The sequence below is a fragment of the Anaerofustis stercorihominis DSM 17244 genome (assembly GCF_000154825.1).
GTDB classification, from domain to species: domain Bacteria; phylum Bacillota; class Clostridia; order Eubacteriales; family Anaerofustaceae; genus Anaerofustis; species Anaerofustis stercorihominis.
On sequence record NZ_DS560015.1, the window covers coordinates 213,444 to 237,209 of the forward strand.

General features: G+C 34.1%; 19 protein-coding genes and 3 tRNA genes. 17 read left to right on the forward strand and 5 right to left on the reverse strand.

The annotated features are described in order from the left end of the window. The first annotated feature begins 264 nt into the window (after positions 1–264). From ANASTE_RS00995 to ANASTE_RS01020, 6 genes are all read left to right on the forward strand, one after another. Positions 265–1,716, forward strand: coding sequence for an NAD(P)/FAD-dependent oxidoreductase (locus ANASTE_RS00995; protein WP_242648085.1), 1,452 nt, complete (start codon positions 265–267; stop codon positions 1,714–1,716). Position 1,717: 1 nt separating this feature from the next. Next, complete coding sequence (locus tag ANASTE_RS01000; protein ID WP_007048999.1) at positions 1,718–2,977, forward strand: NAD(P)/FAD-dependent oxidoreductase; 1,260 nt, start codon at positions 1,718–1,720, stop codon at positions 2,975–2,977. Continuing rightward, positions 2,977–3,330 carry a DUF1667 domain-containing protein gene (locus ANASTE_RS01005; RefSeq protein WP_007049000.1) on the forward strand — a complete coding sequence of 118 codons (354 nt, stop codon included), beginning with the start codon at positions 2,977–2,979 and terminating at the stop codon, positions 3,328–3,330. The genes ANASTE_RS01000 and ANASTE_RS01005 overlap by 1 nt, the downstream gene beginning before the upstream one ends. Positions 3,331–3,941: 611 nt before the next feature. Further along, entirely contained in the window at positions 3,942–4,505 is a 564-nt protein-coding gene (locus tag ANASTE_RS01010) for a glycerol-3-phosphate responsive antiterminator (RefSeq protein ID WP_007049001.1), read from the forward strand. A gap of 253 nt (positions 4,506–4,758) precedes the next feature. After that, positions 4,759–6,285 carry a cardiolipin synthase gene (gene cls / locus ANASTE_RS01015; RefSeq protein ID WP_007049002.1) on the forward strand — a complete coding sequence of 509 codons (1,527 nt, stop codon included), beginning with the start codon at positions 4,759–4,761 and terminating at the stop codon, positions 6,283–6,285. A gap of 807 nt (positions 6,286–7,092) precedes the next feature. Next, positions 7,093–7,365: a hypothetical protein gene (locus tag ANASTE_RS01020; RefSeq protein WP_007049004.1), complete on the forward strand. Its 273-nt coding sequence runs from the start codon at positions 7,093–7,095 to the stop codon at positions 7,363–7,365. Between the two features lie 183 nt (positions 7,366–7,548). On the opposite strand, the gene ANASTE_RS01025 is transcribed toward ANASTE_RS01020, so the two are convergent. Then, positions 7,549–8,619: a BtrH N-terminal domain-containing protein gene (locus tag ANASTE_RS01025; protein WP_039944568.1), complete on the reverse strand. Its 1,071-nt coding sequence runs from the start codon at positions 8,617–8,619 to the stop codon at positions 7,549–7,551. Positions 8,620–9,292: 673 nt separating this feature from the next. Between ANASTE_RS01025 and ANASTE_RS01035 the strand changes: the two genes are divergently transcribed. Then, positions 9,293–10,252 (forward strand): reverse transcriptase family protein, encoded by a 960-nt coding sequence (locus ANASTE_RS01035; protein ID WP_007049007.1) that lies wholly within the window; start codon positions 9,293–9,295, stop codon positions 10,250–10,252. Positions 10,253–10,600: 348 nt separating this feature from the next. On the opposite strand, the gene ANASTE_RS01040 is transcribed toward ANASTE_RS01035, so the two are convergent. Beyond that, a tRNA-Leu gene (locus tag ANASTE_RS01040) sits at positions 10,601–10,686 on the reverse strand. A 113-nt stretch (positions 10,687–10,799) separates the two neighbouring features. On the opposite strand from ANASTE_RS01040, the gene ANASTE_RS01045 reads away from it, so the two are divergent. The 5 genes from ANASTE_RS01045 (at position 10,800) to rpoD (ending at position 17,394) form a co-directional block, all read left to right on the forward strand. Beyond that, positions 10,800–11,570, forward strand: a complete 771-nt coding sequence (locus tag ANASTE_RS01045) for a murein hydrolase activator EnvC family protein (protein WP_007049008.1) — start codon at positions 10,800–10,802, stop codon at positions 11,568–11,570. A gap of 11 nt (positions 11,571–11,581) precedes the next feature. Next, a complete protein-coding gene (locus ANASTE_RS01050) occupies positions 11,582–12,247 on the forward strand; it encodes a site-2 protease family protein (RefSeq protein WP_007049009.1) in 666 nt (221 codons plus the stop codon). 489 nt (positions 12,248–12,736) lie between these two features. Next, complete coding sequence (locus ANASTE_RS01055; protein ID WP_039944569.1) at positions 12,737–13,741, forward strand: deoxyguanosinetriphosphate triphosphohydrolase; 1,005 nt, start codon at positions 12,737–12,739, stop codon at positions 13,739–13,741. 618 nt (positions 13,742–14,359) lie between these two features. After that, positions 14,360–16,183, forward strand: coding sequence for a DNA primase (gene dnaG, locus ANASTE_RS01060; RefSeq protein ID WP_007049012.1), 1,824 nt, complete (start codon positions 14,360–14,362; stop codon positions 16,181–16,183). Continuing rightward, positions 16,183–17,394 (forward strand): RNA polymerase sigma factor RpoD, encoded by a 1,212-nt coding sequence (gene rpoD, locus ANASTE_RS01065; RefSeq protein WP_007049013.1) that lies wholly within the window; start codon positions 16,183–16,185, stop codon positions 17,392–17,394. The genes dnaG and rpoD overlap by 1 nt, the downstream gene beginning before the upstream one ends. Positions 17,395–17,940: 546 nt before the next feature. Here the strand turns inward: rpoD and ANASTE_RS01070 are convergent. Continuing rightward, a tRNA-Asn gene (locus tag ANASTE_RS01070) sits at positions 17,941–18,016 on the reverse strand. Positions 18,017–18,299: 283 nt separating this feature from the next. Then, complete coding sequence (locus ANASTE_RS01075; RefSeq protein WP_007049015.1) at positions 18,300–18,524, reverse strand: hypothetical protein; 225 nt, start codon at positions 18,522–18,524, stop codon at positions 18,300–18,302. Positions 18,525–18,655: 131 nt separating this feature from the next. On the opposite strand from ANASTE_RS01075, the gene ANASTE_RS01080 reads away from it, so the two are divergent. Beyond that, positions 18,656–19,177, forward strand: coding sequence for a TetR-like C-terminal domain-containing protein (locus tag ANASTE_RS01080; protein WP_007049016.1), 522 nt, complete (start codon positions 18,656–18,658; stop codon positions 19,175–19,177). 168 nt (positions 19,178–19,345) lie between these two features. Here ANASTE_RS01080 and ANASTE_RS01085 read toward each other — a convergent pair whose 3' ends face one another. After that, positions 19,346–19,975: a CatB-related O-acetyltransferase gene (locus ANASTE_RS01085; RefSeq protein ID WP_007049017.1), complete on the reverse strand. Its 630-nt coding sequence runs from the start codon at positions 19,973–19,975 to the stop codon at positions 19,346–19,348. 251 nt (positions 19,976–20,226) lie between these two features. Between ANASTE_RS01085 and ANASTE_RS01090 the strand changes: the two genes are divergently transcribed. From ANASTE_RS01090 to ANASTE_RS01105, 4 genes are all read left to right on the forward strand, one after another. After that, positions 20,227–20,302, forward strand: a tRNA-Asn gene (locus ANASTE_RS01090). A gap of 629 nt (positions 20,303–20,931) precedes the next feature. Then, the gene (locus ANASTE_RS01095; protein WP_007049018.1) at positions 20,932–21,654 is read left to right on the forward strand and encodes a tRNA (adenine(22)-N(1))-methyltransferase; all 723 of its coding nucleotides are present in this window, start codon (positions 20,932–20,934) and stop codon (positions 21,652–21,654) included. After that, positions 21,623–22,444, forward strand: a complete 822-nt coding sequence (locus ANASTE_RS01100; RefSeq protein WP_007049019.1) for a Nif3-like dinuclear metal center hexameric protein — start codon at positions 21,623–21,625, stop codon at positions 22,442–22,444. Before ANASTE_RS01095 ends, ANASTE_RS01100 begins: the two co-directional genes overlap by 32 nt. A 14-nt stretch (positions 22,445–22,458) precedes the next feature. Continuing rightward, complete coding sequence (locus ANASTE_RS01105) at positions 22,459–23,391, forward strand: DMT family transporter (RefSeq protein ID WP_007049020.1); 933 nt, start codon at positions 22,459–22,461, stop codon at positions 23,389–23,391. Positions 23,392–23,766: the final 375 nt, after the last annotated feature.

A 23,766-nucleotide genomic window follows, 5' to 3' on the forward strand; every position in this document is an offset into this window, starting at 1 on the left:
TAAAAATGCAGTAAATATTAAAAGGTAAGGACAATTTAAACAAAATGGAATATAATATAATTAGATTACAAAATTAATCTAATTATAATTATCTTTACAAAAGTCACATAAAGGACTTGAAATTCTTGGAAGAAAGTTATATAATATATAAAAATATCAATTTACAATTAAATAGCGGAAGAGATTAGAAGAGAAACCGCAACATATTACGCTTAAAGACCTTAAGTGTGTATGTTGTTTTTTTGTATTTACAAGGAGGAAAATATGAAAGAAATGTATGATGTGCTAATTATCGGTGCAGGTGTGGTAGGTTGTTCTGCCGCAAGAGAACTTTCCAAGTACGATTTAAACATAGGCGTTTTGGAAAGAAGAGAAGATGTTTCATGCGGGACGTCAAAAGCCAATTCGGGAATGATACACGGAGGCTACGACGCAACTCACGGAACTATCAAGGCTAAATTATCAAAGAGAGGAAACGAGCTGTTTACTATTTTGGATAACGAACTCCATTTCGGTCATACAAGATGCGGTTCTCTCGTTCTCGCATTCGACGAAGAAGATATCGAAACACTCAAAGGACTTCAGGAAAACGGAAATAAGAACGGAGTCGAAACGGAAATAATCGATATCGACAGGATACACGAAATCGAACCCAATATATCAAACGAAGTCATCGCAGCTCTTTACTGTAAGACTGCGGGTATCGCAATGCCTTTCCAATACTGCGTTGCATTAGCCGAAAATGCTATTACGAACGGTGTTGAATTCAACCTTAACGAAGAAGTAACGGATATCACGAAAGAGGGAGACGTATTTACGGTCAAGACAAAGGACAATGAATATAAAGCAAGATACGTGATAAACGCAGCAGGTGTATATGCGGACAAGATTTCTTCCATGATAGCGGAAACGAACTTTAAAATCACACCAAGAAAAGGTGAATATATGCTGCTTGACAGCTGTGAATCATCAAAAGTTCATCCTGTCATATTCCCTACTCCGAAAGCACATTCAAAAGGTATAGCTCTTACACAGTCTCAGGACGGAAATATACTCGTAGGTCCTAACGCAGAGTACATAGACGATAAAGAAGATGTTTCTACAGACTCAAAAACTTTAGACGAAGTATGGGCTCAAACGGAGAGATTTCTTATAAACAAACTCGACAAAAGCAAAGTCATCACTCAGTTTGCGGGACTGAGAGCGACTACGGATACACAGGACTTCATTATCGAAGAAAGTTCCACAAAAGGATTTATCAATGCCGCTGCCATACAGTCTCCGGGCTTTACGGTTTCATATGCGATAGCCGAAATGCTCGTTGATATTTTAAAAGAAGCGGGACTTGAATTAAGTGAAAACAAAGATTTCGATCCTAATAGAAGAGGATATGTGGACATGGAAAATATGTCTAAAGAAGAAATCAATGAACTCATCAAAAAAGACCCTAGATTTGCAAGAGTTATATGCAGATGTGAAACTATCACGGAAGGTCAGATAGTAGACGTCCTTCACAGAGGTATCAAGGTAACGACCTTAGACGGCGTAAAGAGAAGAATGAGAGCGGGTATGGGAAGATGTCAGGGAGGTTTCTGTTCTCCTAGGGTAATGGAAATCATAAAGAGAGAATACGATATGAACTATGAAGATGTTACCAAGAAAGGCGAAGAATCTTATATTCTAACCGGAAAACTTAACAAGGGAGGTAACAACTAAGATGAAAAACTATGATTTAGTAATAATCGGCGGAGGTCCTGCTGGACTCAGCGCTGCTATTTCGGCAAAAGAAAACGGAGTAAAGGACATACTTATCCTCGAAAGAGATATGAGGTTAGGCGGTATTCTTAACCAATGTATCCATAACGGTTTCGGACTTCACAGATTTAAAGAAGAGCTTGCGGGTCCGGAATACGCGGGAAGAGATATAGATACTATAATGCGTCTTGGCGTAGATGTTATGCTTGACACAATGGTAATCAAACTTGAAGACGACAGGACGATACATTTTTTAAATAAAGAAACGGGTTATCAGACCATAAGACCTACGGCGGTAATACTGGCTACGGGCTGCAGGGAAAGGACCAGAGGAGCCCTTAACATGGCAGGTTCACGTCCAAGCGGTATAATGACCGCGGGAACAGCTCAAAGATTTGTAAATATGGAAGGTTACATGGTAGGTAAAGAAGTAGTGATCCTTGGTTCGGGAGATATCGGACTTATTATGGCAAGAAGGATGACTTTGGAGGGTGCAAAGGTAAAATGCGTACTTGAACTTATGCCTTACTCAAACGGACTTCAAAGAAATATCGTTCAGTGTCTCGAAGACTACGATATACCGCTAAAGCTTGCTCATACCGTAGTGGATATAAAAGGTAAGGAAAGGCTTGAAGCTGTTGTGGTTGCTCAGGTCGGCGAAGACAAAAAGCCTATCGAAGGGACCGAAGAAGTGATACCTTGCGATACTTTGTTATTATCCGTCGGACTTATCCCGGAAAACGAACTTTCAAATATGGCGGGAATAGAAATCGACCCTAGAGTAAAAGGACCTTATGTATCACAAAACAGACAAACGAGCATTGAAGGCATATTCGCCTGCGGGAACGTACTTCAGGTACACGACCTTGTAGACTTCGTTTCAAACGAAGGGTTTATCGCAGGTAAAGGTGCTGCGGAATATATCAAAGAAGGAAACGATGTAAGCGAAGATATCGTGACAAAAGCAGTGGCTCCCATATCTTATACCGTTCCTCAGAAAATCTCCTCAAAAGACTTAAAAGAAGACGTATCCATGTTCATGAGAGTAAACAGAGTAGTGCCTGCGGGATACGTCGTGGCAAAACTTAACGGAGAAGAAATTTTAAGAAAGAAAGAACTTAAATTCTTACCCGGAGAAATGATAAACATAAACATCAAGAAAGATTTGATAAAAGATAAAAAAGGCGAACTTACTTTTGAAATCGAGGAGGCGGATAAATAATGAAAAGAGAATTAACGTGCATATGCTGTCCTAGAGGATGTGCCTTAACGGTAGAATACGAAGGAAAAGAAGTATTTTCGGTAACCGGGAATACTTGTCCGAGAGGAGACAAATACGCCAAAGAAGAAGTCGTAGAGCCTAAGAGAGTAGTTACATCTACTATTAAAGTCGAAGGCGGAAGAGATAATGTGACTTCGGTAAGAACAAATGCGGGAGTACCGAAAGCAAAGATATTCGAAGTTATGGAAGAAATCAACTCCGTAGTCCTAAAAGCTCCGGTTAGAATCGGTGATATAGTTGTAAAAGACATCTGCGGTACGGGAGCAGATCTTCTTGTAACGAGAAACTGCTAAAATCAAAAATAGTATATCATAAAATCCATTCAGACCCATTATAGGAATATAGTGGGTTTATTTTTTTGTTCGTAAATGGTATAATTATTCCTGCGAAAACAAGAACTTTCTGTAGGGCTAACCTTCTAAGGGACGGAGTCCCTTAGAAACCCTGCCCTTTTTTGTCCGAAGAAACAAAAAAGGGATAAAAATTCTTCCACTGCGTGGTGCTAAGCCTTCGGCAAAAGAGATATTAAACGTCCTCCCACTTTCATATCCAAATTACCTGAAAGAATTATTATCTTTAATATAAGATAAAACTTCCTATATTGGGTCGGGGTAGCGGTCGTTTCAAAAATCTCGGGCAGAGATTTTTAGAAAATCCGACCGCGTTAAGAGCCACCACGGAGATTGAGTGGAGCCTTTTATTCTTAAATTGACTAATTTTAATCTTCACAAGAAGATTTTTAGATTTTAATTAATTAAAATCTATGTGTACGAAGTACACTAAATAACATGAGCAGATTTGCGTCAGCAATATTTGCGAATTAGGGCGAGCAAAGATTAAGCAGGGTGTAAGGGACAGAGCCCCTTGATTATTTCTTTCTTTAAAAAAGAAAAAAGGAGAATTTATGAACAAGAAATTGATAGATGCACTAAAGAAAAATCCTATAATAGTATCGGTAAGAAGTGAAGAAGAGACCGACAGAGCAATAAAAAGCAGAGCTGAAGTCGTGTTTATCATACATACGGATATGGATCATTTGGTAAGTCAGGTAAAGAAAATCAAAAATGCGGGAAAAATGGCATTTATTCACGTAGATTTGGTACATGGATTTTCATCTTCCCCCATTGCTCTGGAATACATATATAAACTTACGAATCCCGACGGGATACTGACCACTAAAAAAGCACTTATAAACAAAGCGAAAGACCTTAATCTAACAAGTATTTTAAGAGTATTCGCACTGGATTCTCCCACTATAGTTTCTTCAGCTAAACTCATAAAAGAAGTAAAACCCGACATTGTGGAAATACTGCCCGGTATTGCGCCTAAAGCTATCAAATTGATCGGAGAAAAGGTAAACGTACCCATTATAGCCGGAGGAATGATAGAAACGAAAGATGAAGTTATATCATGTATAAAGAACGGGGCTGTAGGTGTATCATCTTCAAGTGAAAAATTGATAATATAATATTGACGAAAATATAAAAAATATTTATAATAAAAGATGATCGAAAGATTTTTTCTTTAAACCATGCAAAAAGCGAATTATAAGACTTCATAACATCTTAATGATTCGCTTTTTTTGATAGAAAGTTTTATTTGGTTTGATATATAAAATAATTTAAAACATATAACTCAATCCTATAAAGTAAAAAAGAAAAAAAATAACGAACAAAGTGTAATAAATATAAAATTACATAAAATCTATATAAGAGGTATTTATGAAAAATAAAGGAAATAACCGTTTAGGTACCATAATGAGAATACTTTTCATAGCATTTTTATTTTTGATACAAATAGCATTTATGATACTGCTTACCTATTTTCTTAAAAACCATGCGGTAATAGTATATACATTTATTGAAGTGCTGAGCGTTATTGTACTGATGCACTTAATGGCGGAAGAAAGGAATTCGGCATATAAGATGTTTTGGATGACAATTGTCCTTCTTCTTCCCATAGTGGGACACATAATGTATGATTTCTGGGGTAAGAAGCACTCAAATTTAAGAAAGCATTCCCTTATTCAAAAGCAAATAGACAGGGTAAATTATAAACAGATAACAGACGATGAAATACTTTATAACATGGATAATATAGACGCTCAGAGACTGTCGTCATATCTGACCAACTATCACTATCCCCCATATAAAAACAATATCACTAAGTTCTTTTTTTCCGGGGATACAGCATATAAAAATATCAAAGAGGATATAAGAAACGCCAAAAAATTTATATTCATAAGCGTTTATACTGTATCCAAAGGGAAAGTATTGGATGAAATATATGAACTGTTAAAGGAAAAAGCAAAAGAAGGTGTCGAGGTAAAAATAATCTATGACGATATAGGTTCCATACTTAACATACCGAAGGGATTAAAGGAACATTTGGAAGAGATCGGAATGGAAGTTACTGTTTTTAATGAAATACACAAGAACGCATTTAAACAATATTACAACTACCGTTCTCATCAAAAAATAATAGTAATAGACGGTAATATTTCATATACGGGGGGCTTTGACTTAAAAGACAGTTTTATAAATCTACAGGAAAATGAAATTTATAATAAGGACTGTGCTGTAAGAACTGAAGGAGAAAGTACATGGAGTTTTACCCTTATATTCATAGGAATGTGGAATGCGGCAACCGACAATAAAATAACAGAATTCGAGAAATATAAAAATTCTTATGAAATGAAATGCGGTATTGTATGCCAGCCATTTGCCGATGGTCCCGCTAATTATGTCCATATCGCGGAAGATATGTATAAATATCTTATAAGCACCGCAAGAAGGACTTTATACCTCACTACCCCGTATTTAAATCCAGATGACGAAATGGTCGACTGCCTTTGTCTTGCGGCAAAGAGCGGAGTTGATATAAGGATAATAACTCCTAAAGTATTCGATAAGAAAGCATCTAAATATTTAAGCGAATATAACTTCGGCAGACTACTTAAAAACGGAGTTAGGATATACGAATACAATAAAGGTTTAATAAGAAGCAAAATAATTTTAAATGAGTTCGCAAGTATCGTAGGAACAATAAATATGAATTTCAGAAGCTTTTATCTTCACTATGAATGCGGGAATTTCATTCCCGATACGGAATTCACCAACGAACTAAAATATGAAATATTTGAACTTTTAAAGGACTGTGATGAAATAACTTTTGATGAGTGGATACATCGCTCCAAGAAAACCAAGGTCATTCAATATGTGTTAAATATCTTTAAATCTCAACTTTAAAGGACGCTGTCCCTTACACCCTGCTTAATCTTTGCTTGCCCTAATTCGCAAATATTGCTGACGCAAATCTTCTGCACAGAAAACTAAGAAATCGTGTTATTAATTGTGTTTCACACATCTAAAATTTACTTAAGTAAATTTAAACAAGCCTTCTTCGAAGTCTTTTAATAATCACAGAATGGAAGAAACGCCCCCCTCTTGGCATGGTATCCAAGCCTTCGATAAAAAAGAGCTGACTTATTATATGTTGTCATATCCTGATTATATAAAAGCGATGTTTCATTATTGATTGCTAAATTAGAACTTTTATATTTATTAAGAAAGATAAATCAGTGTTTTTACTGTCTTAATATTAAAATTATATTACTTAGACATATAAATGTTGCCTGAAAGTGTTGATTATTGAGCTAAGAGTAATGTACTTGATTATAAAATTTAAATGTCATTTTAATTAATCACAAATAAATTATTTAAATATGATAAAAAGAATTTTCCGGAAAGAATATCAAGGTCATGATATTCTTTCTTTTGCTTATTTACAGATATTATCGTTTTGCTTTTTTGTAGTTGTAAGCTTAAATATATTAAGGAGGTACAGAATAAATCATCAGGCAACACATTAAAAAAGGTAAAAAAACTTTACTTTTTGTAACTATTGAATAGTATTACGTATTTAATGTTTTATGTAAGAAAAATTTGGTTGATATAGCCGAAAAATATCATAATATGTAATATTTGTATTATATCACTACTGTGACTAAAAGTAAGATATTTGGTTTTGATAAGGCTTATCGGAGATAATAAGTCATGGAAAAAGATAGAGAGCTTAATGCGGATAAAAAATCAAATGATGATAATGCAGTTACGAAAAACCTTGCTTCAGAGGGTGAAAAAAGAATAAAAGATAGTGCTTGTGCACTAAGGGGAATAAATAAAGATTTTAAGGCTTGTTCTAAATGCGGTAAAACATTTTGCAAATATCGGAACAGGAACGTTATCATTATCCTTACATTTTTATTTTGTTTGTACGGTTTTATTCTGATAGTCAGTTTGTATTTCATATGCTTCTTTAAAGTATGATTATTAGGAGACTATAACATATTCCTGTTATAGTAAGAAGATGTTTATACTTGTTTTAAGTCATTTGAATATATGATATAAATAAGGCTTTTGCAGGTAATGATTATTTAGTCAAATAAAAAAGAGGGGATACCTCTTTTATAAATATTATTGATTTATTTTGCTTGTTGGTAAAAATCATATCTACAGTTCTTTTAATCCTTGTTTTATAAGCGTATATGCTTCATATTCGATACGTCCTATCTTTGTTATGATTTGACTTGCTCTTTCGAATATATCCTTATCGTTCAAAATATAGTCGATAAAAATATCACATAATTCTGTAAACTCTTTTCCGCTTTCTTTAAATAAACCGCTTGATCGTTTAAAGTATAAATTATCATATTCATTGCCGATTTCATCAAGTACTCTCCCAAACTTATCCCTTGAGCACATATATGTTATGTCATCGGGTTCGTCTATTCCGAGAAGTCTGTTTGGTGTCTTTGGCACGCTTCCTAAGAAATTTATCATATTCAAAATCACTTTTCTTGTCTCTTTTTTACCTATTTCTTCTTCCCATTTAGGCAGTTCATTCGCTAACTTCTTTATTCCTTTTACTCCCATGAAATTTGTCGGAGGATTTATGTATAAATTTGCTTTATCTTCCAAACATTTTTTTATAATATATTTTTTATCCTTCGGTTTGTTCATCGTTATCTTGCAAATGGTGTTGGGTTTACATAGTCCCGGATACTCTGCGTTCATTCCAAGCAGGACATTTTTATATGATAACTCCTGGATATCTTTCCTTCCGCAGTCGTACAAATATATCTTTTCTTCTTTGTCGTCATATCCTATCATCAAAAAATAATGAAAAGGTATGTGCTCTTTGTGATAAAGTTTAGGAAGATATTCCAAGTAGTACATGTCAAAAGCCCCTATCACAATGGGGTTACCGATGTCTATTTCCCTCTTTGCCTTTGTAAGTGCCGTCTCAGGTGTCCTGCATTCACTGAATTGATAATCAAACCCCACTATCGGGGCAAGGTATTTATACATTTGTTTTGTCCTGCCTTCGCCGAAAGATACCATCCTTTTTATGTCCGATTTATTGGTTTGAAGGTAGGTAAACCCGCAAAATCCCGCCATGGAAAAGAAAAACTGATCGGGTATCTTTTCATTGGTTTTGTTCATGTATATGTCCTCGATACCGTTCCACATGCACTCATAATCGTCCAAATGGTGCTTTATCCCCGTTATTATCTTCTTCATAATCTTTATCCTCCTATGTTTTGGAACCATTATATTATCTGACATCGTGTCAGAGTCAATGGGGAGGGAAAGAATAGTGATATGAGGTAGTTTAATATTATTAAAAATATAATAATAAAATTTTATATTTTGTAAATTTCATATTATATGGTATAATTTATTTGTTAGTATTTGTAGTCAGATTTTCTCCCATTATGGTTCATCTTTTGATGAATGACTCATTACTAGTTAGTGAGATTTTTATTGAACACTGTATTATTATGTTTATATATTAATATATAATATGAAAATAATGATTATATAAGTAAAGTATAATAGTAATAGTGTGTATTATTTCCTTTAAGGGAGATTAGGTTAAAGAGTTGACAAATAGATATAAGACTACTTGTAACTTCTTTGTTTTATTGATTGGGAGACCTCAATAATTTTGAGGCAATAAATGCAAAGGAGGTGACATCATGAAGGAGACAAAAAATAAAAAAGTTACAAATAAAATTAATTTATTTTGTAACAATAATGTATATGTTAAAATAAATTTAAATTTTTATATTATTTTTATTTTAATAGTACTAACTATATCAACTGATTTATTAAATGAGATAATTAATTTTGTCTACCAAATAATTATCTTTATTGGAAATCAGTAGTCAACTCGCCTTTTAAGAAAGAAATTATGGAAATTCAAAAGTCACCTTTATATAAATTATCAAATAAAAATTATTTAAAATATCTTCTTAAAATTCCTGATAAAAAATTTTTCAAACAATCATATATCACTCAATTGATAACACCATATATAGATAATAAAAATGGTAAAAAAAGATTAATTGAGGTTCCCGATTTAGAATTAAAAAAAATACAATCTAGATTAAAAAATATACTCTCTCTATTACAAATGCCCAATTATGTTTTTTCTGGTGTAAAGGGTAGATCATATTATGATAATGCCTATTTACATAAGGGAAATAAATATGTTTGTAAAATAGATTTAGAATCATTTTTCCCTAATATATCAAGAGAAAAGGTTTATTTATTTTTTTTAACATATTTTAAGTGTTCTTCTGATATAGCGTATATATTAACAAATTTAACTACTGTTGATTTGACTAGAACAAAAATAAAAAATAATAAAAAATTAGAAAAGTTTTTAGAATATAAAAATATATTTTGTAAGAATCATCTTATTTCTGGCTCTCCTGCAAGTCAACTTTTATCTTATTTAGTTAATAAAGATATGTTTGATGAAATATATAATTTAGCTAATAAAAATTCAATAAATGTATCAATTTACGTAGATGATATTATTTTTTCTTCTTTTAATAAAATTTCATATGATTTTATTAAACAAATAAAAAGAATTATTAATAAGTATAATTATAATATATCAAATTCTAAATTTAAAAGATATTTAAATGGATATCCTAAACGTATAACTGGTGTAATAATAGATAAAAACGGACAATTATCAATACCTAATTCGCTTAGACTGAAAATAATTAAAGAGTTTGAATATTTAAAAAGTCATCCAAATGATAGCAAATCGAAAATAAGATTAAGAGGATTAATCTTATCATCAAGACAAATTGAGCCAAATGCTTTTGTAGGTATTTATAAATATTTAAAAAAATTTTAGTAATAAAATTATATGATAATTTCATAGAAAATAATAACAAATCGTTTATAACAATTTGTTAAGTTTCGTATATTATTTTAAAGAGAATAATTAAACTATATGATGAACATAAACAATAAAAAACAACATCAACTTGATGTTGTAAACTTATATAATAAGTATTTATTATTTTACTTTTATAATATATGCAATTCTCTTAGGTAATCAGCATATGAAAGTTAAAAGTAAATTTAATATCTCTTTTAGCGAAGCTCTTAGGCACCGCGCCCAGCGGGGTCGTTAAATCCAATTTTTAGACAAGTAAAAATTGGCGGGGTTTTAGGGGCCGAGCCCCTTGAATTCTTTATATGGTGCGGATGATGGGACTTGAACCCATACGTCCGTGGGACACACGGCCCTCAACCGTGCCTGTCTGCCTATTCCAGCACATCCGCATATTACTTTTCATATTATACAAAAAAAGCTTTTCCATTTCAAGTAAATATTTATGAATATTTTATTTACCTCTTAATATACTTAAATAGGACTTTTATTAGGAGGGATATTTATGCAAAGCGGTAGAAGTAAAAAAAATCAAAGAAACAGAAGAACTTCTTATAACAGCAGAAGCAGGAATTATAATAGTTATAACAGGAACAAAAAGGCGCCTGTGAAGAAAGACAGGTTTTTGAATGTGATGATATTCGTAGTGATACTGGCGCTTTCTTATGTAACATTGGACATGTTAGATGTATCTCTTCCGACTTCCGTTACATCTAAGATAGACAGCGTATTCAGTAGTGATGTCTTTTCTTTCGGCAAGGCAAAGGACAAGGTCGTTTCTTTTGTAAATAACACTGCCAGCGTATTTAACGGAGGCAAAAGCACTGCGGTAAGTTCTTCGAGGGGTGAACTCAAATTGGAAATGCCGGTGAGCGGGGAAGTCATAACGAAATTTGAAGATAAGACTCACCCTGTCTTTAACACTACCGTAAAGCCAAGAGGTATCGAGATACAAACCGAAAAGAGCGAAGAAGTATTTGCTTCGGCAAGCGGTAAGGTAACAAACGTGGTATCCAGTTCTTACGGCGGGAGCAGGGTGGTTTTTGATGTGGGCAACAACACAAACGTGATTTACGACGGTGTCAAGACTACTTTTGTAAAGGTGGGGGATACGGTAACCAGCGGTAATATAATAGGTTCCATGGATAATAACGACAGCGGAGATGTTCTCGGGCTTGAGGTATGGGTGGATAATACTGCGGTAGACCCTCTTACATATATGGATACCAAATCGGACACGAACAAAACCACGGATAATAATACCAAAACAGAATAGGACACAACTTAATGAACAAGAAGTTTAAATCCCTTTTAAATAAATTTACTTTGACGTCTTTAAGCGTTTTTGCGCTTTTTATAATATATTCTCAAAGCGGTTTCGTGGATTTTCTGATATTTGTTTTTTCACTGTTTATCCACGAGACCGCACATCTTATCACCGCAAGGATATTTTCCGTTAGGGTGAATAATGTCTCCCTTCTTCCTTTCGGCGCTAAAATTTCATATGTAAGTCATGATATGCGTCCCGATAAGGAATTTCTGTTATACTTCTCGGGACCTCTTGCCAATTTTATATTTGCGGGAATAATCGTCTTTGCAAGTTTTTATATTTATATCCCTTCATACGATTTTTTTATTTTTTATAATATATTAATAGGTCTTATTAATCTCGTTCCAACTATCCCTTTAGATGCTTCAAGGTGTATATTTTCACTGCTTCAGATAAAGCTCAGTAAACCCGATGCCTTTAAATACGTCTTTATAATAAGTTTTATAGTAGACCTTAGTTTGCTGTTCCTCGGAGTATATGTGCTCCTTCTCGGAAGTAAAAACGTACTTTTGATACTTCTTTCCGTCTTCTTATTCAATAATTTGAAAAGTGAAAAGGATAAGCAGGAATATTCTTACATAAAAAACAATAAAGTTTTAAATAAAGATTTCTTAAAGATATAACCAAAGGAGTATATATATGTTATAATAAATATAATTATACGCATTGCGTGCGAATTCGTAAGGCATAGCCTTACAATCTATTTTGTAGGGCATTGCCCTACAACCTATAGTTAAGGGCTGTCTGCCCTTAAAAACCCGACCATATTTTGCTTGTCCAAAATATGGATAAAACGACCCCGCTGTGCGCGGTGCCTAAGGCTTCGCCAAAAGGGATATTAAACATCCTCCCGGAGACATATACAAATTGCCTAAAAGAGTTATAGCTTCTAATTAAAGATAAAACTTTATATGTAAAGAGGTGGGGTAGCTTCTCTTTCAAGAAACGCGGGTAGCGTTTTTTTAGGAAATCGAGAAGCGTTAAGAGCCGTCACGGCGAATGAGTGGAAGCATTTTGTCCAGTATTTTTTGCTTAGGAAAAATACTGGCGGGTCGTAGGGCAGAGCCCTACAGAATGTGGTATGCGGGGATTTGCCCGCAGAAAGAGATTATATGAACATAAGAAAACAAAAAGAACGGGAAGAACTTAATAGACTCAGCGAATATGCCTTTAAAGTCATCGATACAAAGGGAAGAAAACGAAGTATAATCCCCTGTGAAATAAGGACGGACTTCGAAAGGGACAGGGATAGGATAATACATAGTAAGTCTTTCAGGAGACTTAAACATAAGACGCAGGTATTCATCTCTCCCGAGACAGATCACAACAGGACAAGGCTTACTCATACTCTCGAGGTATCTCAGATATCCAGGAGTATCGCCAGGGCACTTAAAGTCAATGAAGACCTGACGGAAGCCATAGCTCTGGGACACGACCTTGGACATACTCCCTTCGGTCACAGCGGAGAACAGGTACTTAATGAGATATGTCCTTTTGAATTCAGACACAATATTCAAAGCGTAAGAGTGGTTGAGAGGATAGAAAACGACGGCAGAGGGCTCAATCTTACACATGAAGTGATTGACGGGATAAAGAACCACTGTCACGGTTTCAAGCCTTCTACCTTAGAAGGAGAGATAGTTTTCTTTTCAGATAAGATTGCTTATATAAATCACGATATAGATGATGCCGTTCGTTTCGGAGTACTCAAAGAGAAAGATATTCCCGGAATATTTACGGAAGTTCTCGGGAATACTAATTCACAGAGGATAAATACCATGATAATGGATATAATCAAAAACAGTTTACATAAAGATAAAATAAAAATGAGCGATGAAATCTATAAAGCGACAATGGGACTGAGAAAATTTTTGTTTGAAAATGTATATCATTCCAAAATGGCAATCGAAGAAGGGAATAAGGGTAAGGCTATAGTAAAACGGCTTTACGATTATTATACGAAGCATCCGGAAAAAATGCCGACTGATTTTTATAAAAGAGTAGAATCTGACGGACTGAGCAGGAGCGTATGCGACTACGTTGCATGTATGTCCGATATTTTTGCTATAAATACTTATAAGGAATTGTTTATTCCGAGTACTATTTGGGGAATGTAAAATGGTTAAGGGCTGTCCGCCCTTAAAAACCTGACCATATTTTGACTATCGGAAGACTTCGTAAGAAGGCTTACTAAATTTTGAGGAACAAAATTTAGATGTGGTAACACATGCGATAACATGAGCAAATTTGCCAAAGGCAAGATTTGCAAATGCACATAGAAACCATTCGCAAATGCTCATAAATGGCATTTGCTCCTGTTGACCTCTGAGCTTTGCTCAGTTAAATCTTAACTAAAGTTAAGATTTACAAAACTCCTTTGGAGTTTTGGGTCAGTTACAATATGGATAAAACGACCCCGCTGGGCGCGGTGCCTAAGCCTTCGGCAAAAGAGATATTAAACTTACTGAAGTCATTCATCCGCTATTTACCTGAAAGAGTTATTAATTTTAATATTTAATAGAACTTTTATTAAAAGGGTTGGGATAGCAGTTGTTTCAAAAATCTCGGGCAGAGATTTTTAGAAAATCCAACTGCGTTGAAAGCCATCACGGCGTTTGAGTGAAGCCATTTATTCTTAATCTTTGGGCGAGCAAAGATTAAGCAGGGTGTAAGGGGCAGAGCCCCTTAGAGGTTTGTTTCTTAAAAAAGAAAAAAGAAAATTATTAAGGAGGAATATGAAGGGTTATTTTAAAAAAGATTTTATTCGCAGACTCGTAGACGATGCGGATATAGTAGGTATCATAAATCAGTACGTACCTCTTCAAAGGTCCGGTACGAGATATAAGGCGAGATGTCCTTTTCATACGGAAAAGACACCTTCTTTTGTGGTAACTCCCGAAATGGGCAGATATCACTGTTTTGGCTGCAATGCGAACGGTGATGTCCTCGATTTCCTCATGGAAATGAATAAGCTGGATTTCAGCGGAGCTGTGGAACTCCTTGCGGATATGGAAGGGGTAAATGTTCAGTACGAAGAAAACGGTAATTATACCAGAAGAAGCGAGAACGCAATAAGCTACAATGAAAAGCAGGAGCTTTATAACTGCATAAAAGACAGTGCGAATTATTATTATAAGAATTTGATGAAAAGCGGTGTGCCTCTAAAATATTTGCTCGACAGAGGACTGAAAAAAGAAACGATAAAGAAATTCGGTCTTGGATATTCCATAAACGAATTCGATAATTTATATAACTATCTTGTAAAAGAAAAGAAGTATTCAGTGAATACTCTTATAAAAGCAGGGCTGGTACGTACAAACGATAAGAGGGGAGTGTATGATTATTTCAGAGATAGGATAATGTTTCCCATACAGGACGTCAACGGGAAGCTGATAGCTTTCGGAGGAAGGATATTCAAGAATGTGAAGAATGCTCCGAAGTATTTGAATTCTCCCGAAACCTTGGTATTCAAGAAAAACTCTACATTATATAACTTGAATAATGCGAGGAAAGAACTCAGCGAAAAGCCTCTTATATTGGTTGAGGGATATATGGACGTTATATCTCTGGTGAATAACGGGATAAATAACGCCGTAGCCACTTTGGGAACTGCCTTTAACATCAACCATGCAAAGCTTATAAATCGCTATACAAAAAACGTAGTCATAATGTACGACTCCGATAACGCCGGTCTTAACGCGACGATAAAAGCCGGCGAGATCCTTGAGAGTGCCAATATTTATCCAAAAGTAGTAAGACTGCCGAAGGGAGATGACCCCGACAGCTACATATTAAATAATAGCATAGAGAAATTTAATAATTTGGTAGAAAATGGCGTAGACAGCATAGAGTTTAGAATAAAACTCCTTGAAGATAATCATAATCTTTTGGATAATTGGGAAAAAGTGGATTTTATAAAAAAAGCCTGCGTCATAATAGGAAAAGTAGATGATGATGTAAGAAAAGAATTTTATATCAAATATCTTCACGAGAGGACAAAAGCCGAAATATCAACCATAGAAAAGGAAGTGAATACAAACAGCTTCATAACGCCCAATCATTTGGAGGAGGGTAAAAAGGATGACAAAGAGCAGAATATAAGGAAACATCAGATAAAACAAAAAATCATAAGTGCTCAGGAGATGATACTGAAATATATGATAGACAATGCCCTCGATATCGATAAGATAAAAGAAGTAAATTTAGATGAAGATATATTGGTGGGTGATGATTATAAAAAAATATATGAAAAGATAGTTTCTTGTATAAACTTAGGAAAAAAGGTTGACTTTATAGAACTATTTGATTATAATGATATATTGGCTACAACTATGTCACGAATTGTGTCTTTGGACCAAAATATAGATAGTGATGATTTAAATCAGGCAAAGAAAACGCTGATGGTTAACAATATAAACAAAAAAATCACAAAGGTTAAGCTTGCCATAAGAGATATTCAGGAATCTGAAGATAAAGAAATGTTGGATGTTTTGATAGCCGAATTCTACAAACTGAAATCAGAGCTTTTGAAAGCCAAAAACGGAGGTACACTTATATAATGACTCAAAAAAAGGTAAGTAAAGCAGTAAATATGGGTGACGATAAAAAAGTAAAAACAGAAGTTATAAATACAAAAGCAAAAACCAAAAAGAAAGTTAAGAAAGATCCTGTCAGAGCGGAAGTCAAAAAATTAAAGACGGTTGAAGATATAAAGGCTTGGGCTAAAAAAGAAAGCGTAGTTTCTCAAAGAGAAATGAACCAGCATTTTACGGATTTAAATTTCGGTTCCGACGAAATAGATGAAGTATTGGAGTTCTTCTTCAAAGAAGGCGTTGTGCTTCAGGATGATGACGAATCGGATAAAGATGTTGATGCTCTTTTGGATGAAGATATAAAAGACGAAGATGTCAAAAAAGCCGAAGCTAAGGCATATGAACCATCGGTACATATAAACGACCCCGTAAGGATGTACTTGAAAGAGATAGGTAAAGTTGATCTACTCAGTGCTGAAGAAGAACTTGACCTTGCACAAAAGATAGAAAGCGGAGACGTTGAAGCGAGAAAGAAACTTTGCGAAGCAAACCTAAGGCTTGTGGTAAGTATAGCAAAGAGATATGTGAACAGGGGTATGTCATTCCTTGATTTGATACAGGAAGGTAACCTCGGTCTTTTAAAGGCAGTTGAAAAATTCGATTATACAAAAGGTTTTAAATTCTCTACATATGCTACATGGTGGATAAGACAGGCGATAACAAGAGCCATAGCCGACCAGGCGAGAACCATAAGGATACCGGTACATATGGTAGAGACTATAAACAAACTCAAGAGAGTTCAGAGAATGCTTATTCAGGATTTGGGAAGAGACCCAAATTCTCATGAAATAGCTAAAGAAATGGGTTTACCGGAAGAAAAAGTAAGAGACATAATGAAGATATCTCAGGATCCCGTATCCCTTGAAACTCCTATCGGAGAAGAAGAAGATTCTCACCTTGGAGATTTCATTCCCGATGACGATGCGGTGGCTCCCGAAGAAGCCGCAAGTTATATGCTCCTTAGGACACAGCTTTTCGAAGTGTTGAAAACTCTGACCGACAGAGAAGCAAAAGTACTTATTCTAAGGTTTGGGCTTGAAGACGGCAGACCGAGAACACTTGAAGAGGTAGGGGATATATTCTGCGTTACGAGAGAGAGAATAAGACAGATAGAAGCTAAGGCTTTAAGAAAGTTAAGACATCCTACCAGAAGTAAAAAATTAAGAGATTTTCTATAAAATGAAAGACCTGCGGTATGCGGGTCTTTTTTGTTTTCTTTTCCAAGAAACAAACAAATAAGAGGTTTCACCCCTTAAGCACCTATAAGGGACGTTGTCCCTTACACGCTATTGCAGAGCTCAAGTCGAATTTTACAATTCAAGCTTTAGCTTAATGAATAAAATAAGCAGTTTTGTTTTAGAAATATTTGAAAGTTCCCTTATTTTATCTCTGTTAAAGATTTAACATCGCTGCCCTAAGCCTCTTACATTGAAAGTTTTATTTTAAATTGAATTAATAACTTTTTATGTAAAGGGGAGGGGTAGCTCTCAATCCAAAAATCTCGGGCAGAGATTTTTAGGATATGTGAGAGCGTTAAAGCCACCACGGCGATTGAGTGGAGCCCTTTATCTAATCTTTGGGCGAACAAAGATTAGCGGTGTGTAAGGGGCAGAGCCCCTTAGGTAGGTATGTTTTATAATAAAAAATCCCGAGAATAATCTCGGGATAAATTTTAAGGTTTAAGACCTTTTGATATATTTTAACTTTGATTTTGTATAAAAAAATGGCTCCCCAGGTAGGACTTGAACCTACGACCTTTCGGTTAACAGCCGACTGCTCCACCGATTGAGCTACTGAGGAACGCTACTTAATTATTATACACATCTATTATTAGATGTCAATACCTTTTTTATCCATAAAATCAATTTTATAATTTAAATCGGTATTAAATCGTACTTCATTATTATATTCAATATCGGATATAATATACACAAAATATTTATTTTTTATAATATTTATTGAATAATGCTCTTTATTATTATAAAGCATATAAAATGATCCTTATATAATCTTAAACGAACAATAAAATCATGTTAAATAAAAAAATAATAATTCGAATTATTCGTAAACCAAAAATATAAAATTATTTTTTCTTGTTTTTTAATCTCACCTTTGCTTCTTCTATTGTTTCTCCATCTTCAGTCAAATAATTATCTACAAATTTATCTTCTATTTTTTCATATGTGTCCACTACCCTGTCTTCTATTTTCTTATAGCTCCCAGTTACGGTATCTTCGACTCTCTTGTAACCTCCTTTGACCTTTTCTTCTATCATTTTATTTATCTTTACCAAGTTTGATTTTGCCATTTTAGCCCCTTTCTTAAATCACCGACACTTGTCTGTTTAATATGATTTTAGTATAATATGATAAAAACAGCATTTCAATCATCAATAAATGAATATTTGTTGGAATAATAAATAAGAAAGACAGTAGTATTATGAATACAAAGAATAATAAAAGAAGAAAAGAATCTGTGAAGAAGATAGAAAAAGCATTCTTCGATTTGATGCAGTATAGTGACATAAAAGATATCACCGTAACAGATATCTGTAAAAAAGCTGAACTGAACCGTTCTACTTTCTATGCAAACTACTTGGATATTATAGATTTGGCTGAAAAAATAAAGGATAAAATGATTGAAGATTTCAATGATTTATACTCCGATGAGCATAGTAATAATTATAACTCAAATGATTATTTAAAGCTATTTGAGCATATCAAGGAAAATCAATTGTTTTATAAGACATATTTCAAATTGGGGCTTGATAATTCCTTCGATATTACAAGATATGATACTAATTTGTCAAAAAAATATTACGACGATAAAAACATAAAATATCATATGGAGTTTTTTAGAGCGGGAATTACCTCAATAATTAAGATGTGGCTCAATGACGGCTGTGATTTATCATCAAAAGAACTTTTTGAAATAATAAAAGAAGAATATCAAGGAAAATAAAACTTGATTTGATATCAGTGATTTATATAAGAATTTTAAAATGATTTTTTCATATAGCATATACTTAAAATCATAGGCTAAATTATTTACATATTTCAAGTAATAGTTTTTTTAGTCCAATTATATAAAGACAGTTTAAGAGATAATTTCCTTAAGCTGCCTTTAAGTTTATTTTAAATTTTCTGCATTTCCCGATTTTATTGCTTCGATATTCTCCCTTATTTTTTCTTTATCCCAATCCCACCATTTTATTTCAAGTAAAGAATTCACGGTTTTGTCGTCAATTCTCTTTTTTATGGGTTTTGCAGGAACTCCGCCGACGACAGTATAAGGTTCGACATCTTTTGTTACCACTGAACGTGTCGCGATGACTGCACCGTCACCTATGGTAACTCCAGCCATAATGACCGCTTCGTACCCGATCCATACATCGTTTCCAATTACAATATCGCCTTTATTATCCCAAGACTGAGCAACATCTTTTATGTCAAGCCCCCACTCATCAAAGAACAGCGGGAATGGATACGAAGACAAGGACTTCATCGTATGATTGGCACTGTTAAATAGAAATTTTGCACCGCATCCTATCGAGCAAAACTTGCCAATAATAAGTTTATCGTTATTTATCGGATAATGATATAAAACATTATTCTTCTCAAACTGTACAGGGTCGTTTACAAAGTCATTATACATTGTAAAGTCTCCCACGGTTATGTTTTCATTTGTAATCACATTTTTTAAGTAAATCGTTTCTTTATCACCCTTACGAGGGTATATTTTATTTTCCGGAATAGTCATAAAATCCTCCTATTATATTTGATTTTTTTAAGCTAATCCGGTAAAAGCAATGCAAAGCTTCATTTGTTACCACCTCTCTTATTCATAATAAGATAATATCATATTCAAACATTAAATGCTATCTTATAATAAGTGTATAAAAGGTAATATTTGCTATGATTATATATATTTAAATTAATTGAAATTTTTTAAATTATATAAAATTCTTCTTGACATATTTTTCCTGATATGTATAATAGTTTAAGTAGCGTTCCTCAGTAGCTCAATCGGTGGAGCAGTCGGCTGTTAACCGAAAGGTCGTAGGTTCAAGTCCTACCTGGGGAGCCATTTTTTTATACAAAATCAAAGTTAAAATATATCAAAAGGTCTTAAACCTTAACATTTATCCCGAGATTATTCTCGGGATTTTTTATTATAAAAATATACCTACCTAAGGAGCTCTGCCCCTTACACCCAGCGAAGTTTTTTCCGAAGAAAAAAACTTCGAGAAAAATTCTTCCACTGCGTGGTGCCCAAGCCTTCGGCAAAAGGGATATTAAACATCCTCCCGGGGACATATCCAGATTACCTGAGAGATTTATAACCTTTAATAAAGGATAAGAATTTTATTAAAGGAGTTGGGAGCAGCATTTTGCAGAAAATCTGGTCTCTATAAGCCGCCGAGGCTTTAGCGGAAGCATTTTGACTGTTTACCCATTTGAAAAATGGGCTGGATTAAAAAAATCCGGATGTGCCTCGGCACGTTAAACAGCACGAGCGGATTTGCAACAGCAATATTTGCGAGTTTCCATAAGTTATTTTTTTCTTCTAAAAAAACTTCGCTGGGTTCTTAAGGGACAGCGTCACTTATAGATGTTTAAGGGGTAAAATCCCTTATTTGTTTGTTTCTTGAAAAGAAATTATTTTAAAATCAAGGATTTTATGGTATACTAAATTTGTTATTTAAAGGAATAATTATGGTTAATTTGGATATAAGACTAAAAGCGGTGTATGATTTGGCGGAAAAGTGCGATACATTTTTGGATGTAGGTTCCGATCACGGATATTTACCGCTTCACCTGATAAAAAATAATATAATAAATAAAGCTGTAGTCAGTGATATAAATGAGGGACCTCTTTTTAATGCAAAGGAAAACTTTGAATTATATAAAATGAGGGATAAGGCTAAGTTTATACTCACAGGCGGACTTAGAGATATAGAAACGAGGGATATCGACGCAGTCTCCATATGCGGTATGGGCGGTGAGCTTATAATAAGTATTCTCGAAGAAGATAAAACAAAAGCAAAAGGATTTGATTATCTTATACTCCAACCTATGAACAGTGTGAACCTCGTTAGAAAGTATCTTTACGAAAACGGCTATACCATTGTAAAAGAGGATTTGGTAAAAGACCGACATCACTTTTATAATATATTAAAAGTCATACCAAAGAAAGATAATAGAGAATTCGATGAGATATTCTTTGACTTGGGATATGAACTTTTTAAAGAAGGAAATGAAAATTTTATCGAATTTATAGATTATAAAATAAGAGTAAATAAAAAAATAATAGAGAATTGTAAAAGTAAAAATTCCGAAAATGCCAAAAGGGCGAAGGAAAAAGCGGTTGATTATATAAATAGGCTGGAAGGGGTAAAAAAAGATTATGAGAGTAAAAGATGTAATAGAGTATATTAATGTATTTGCAAACGAGAGTTTTCAGTATGAGTGGGACAATTCCGGATTTCAGCTTGGAAACAGGAACGATGAAGTCAGAAGGATACTTATAACACTTGATATCACAAATGAAGTAATAGACGAAGCAATAAGAGAACACTGCGATATGATAATATCACATCACCCTTTGTTCTTTTCTACTTCGATGAATATAGAACAGTCGAGTATAAAAGGGGATATGATATTTAAACTTATCAAGAACAATATCAATGTTTATTCCGCTCATACGCCTATGGATGTTTCCACGATAGGTCTTAATATGTTTATGGCGAAAAAGCTCGGATTAAGCGAAATAGAGCCTTTGGAAAGATACGTAAGCGATAAATGCGAAGACGATGCAAATCTTTTCGGGCTTGGTGCTGTAGGTAATTTGGATACAAGGATGCCGGTTAATATCGACGGACTTTTAAAGAAAGTTAAAAAGGCTTATAACACAAATGTGTTAAAGGTAACAAACAATTACAACACTCACGGAATACTCAGTAAAGTAGCTCTTTGTACCGGAGCGGGCGGAGATTTACTTGAAATGGTCAAGGAAAAAGGTGCAAAGGTATTTATAACTTCCGATACAAAGTATCATGAGATGCAGGAATTTGTAGACAATGACATTGTCCTTATAAATGTAGGTCATTACAATGCGGAAATTTGTTTCCTTGAAATAATGAATGAACTGCTAAAAATGAAATTCCATGAGATAGAACTTATCAAGTCTGAAGAAAAGAATGTTGAAAGTTTCGCTTATTTCGTTTAAGCAGGGGTAAATAAATGAGTAATAATAAGAAAATCATGCCATATATAACGGGATTTTTGTATTCCTTTATATTTGGCATTTCTTTTGCCTTTACAAGTGAAGTGCTTACTGTACTTCACCCTTTGCAGCTTCCTGCGGTAAGATTTTTATTTGCTGCTTTATTTATAACCCTTCTTTACTTCTTCGGTGCATTCAAGCTTAACTATAAAGGTAAAGATTTGAAACTTTTGATACTACTGGCTATGTTTGAACCTTTACTGTATTTCATATTCGAAACCTACGGGGTCAAACTTACCACGTCTTCACTTTCCGGGACTATGATCGCGACTATTCCCGTTGTCGTATGTATCCTTGCGGTGATTTTTTTAAGAGAGAGACCTTCATTTTTACAGTGGGTTTTTATCGTACTTTCGGTGATAGGTTCCGTAATAGTCGTAACAGGCTCGGGCAGTTCGGGAGGTACTTCCGAGACAATAGGTATATTGTGCCTGCTCGGTGCTGTTATTTCCGGAGCGGGATATAATATAATGAACAAAATAGTCTGTGAAAAGTTCACCGCTATAGAAGTCACGTTCTTTATGATGTGGTTTGCTGCTATATCATTTGGGATTATTTCAATATTTTATTCTAAAGGTTTTGGGGGATATATCGCTGCGTTTACAAATGTGAAAGTTCTGTTGATACTGATGTATCTCGGAACCGTTTCCTCTGTTCTTGCATTTTTCTGTTATAATTTTACCCTGCATAATCTTCCTATAGCACCTGCGGCAGCCTTTGCAAATCTCATTACGGTAATTTCCGTAATTGCGGGAGTGTTTGTAAGGAAAGAACCTTTTACCCTTATTCAAATGCTTGGAGCGGCGATAATCGTGGCGGGAGTGTTCGGAGTGAATTTGCTGGGCAAAGACGAGGATAACGGGGGTAAATCCTTTGAAACTGACAGTTAGGGGTTTTATATAGAATATAATAATCAGTATGAAGTTGTTTGTACACATGCTTATAATTAAAAAATATAATGTTTTGTTTCTTTATATAACACACTTTCTTTGGCATTATTATACTAATATCGCTCATATGATAAGTCTATTTAAATATGACGATTATGTAACTATATATGACAGTGGTTTTATAAGTATTAACGATATGTAAAGCTGAGTCAGAAGATGTATATAATAAAAGCATGAGGGTTAATAATTATTTTACGAAAGTTTTGGTGTTAGCAAGGATACAGCAATGTAAGACGCAAAATAATTAGACTGTGTAATAAGGTGATAAATTATATTTATAATTAATAATGTATTAAAAAGTTTAGGGTAAATATG